Source organism: Mammaliicoccus sp. RAM2, from assembly GCF_045897195.1.
GTDB classification, from domain to species: Bacteria; Bacillota; Bacilli; order Staphylococcales; family Staphylococcaceae; genus Mammaliicoccus; species Mammaliicoccus sciuri.
This window is the reverse complement of sequence record NZ_JBJNWI010000041.1, coordinates 1-215: the sequence shown is the minus strand read 5'-3', so window position 1 is coordinate 215 and position 215 is coordinate 1. Positions and strand designations below refer to the sequence as shown.

The 215-nt window shown below is 40.5% G+C and carries 1 protein-coding gene; it reads right to left on the bottom strand.

Features of this window, described 5'->3' with window-relative positions:
• A partial coding sequence (locus tag ACJTHF_RS14105) for a hypothetical protein (RefSeq protein WP_407812646.1) occupies positions 1-215 on the bottom strand: 215 nt, incomplete at both ends.

Below are 215 nucleotides of genomic sequence, written 5' to 3'. Positions count from 1 at the left end.
AATGATTCACTCGTACTTAATGATTCACTCGTGCTCAATGATTCACTCGTACTTAGTGATTCACTTGCGCTGATCGACTCACTTTCACTTAATGACTCGCTTGTGCTTAATGACTCGCTTGTACTCAATGATTCACTCGTGCTTAACGATTCACTTGTACTTAGTGATTCACTTTCACTTAATGACTCGCTTGTGCTTAATGATTCGCTCGTGCT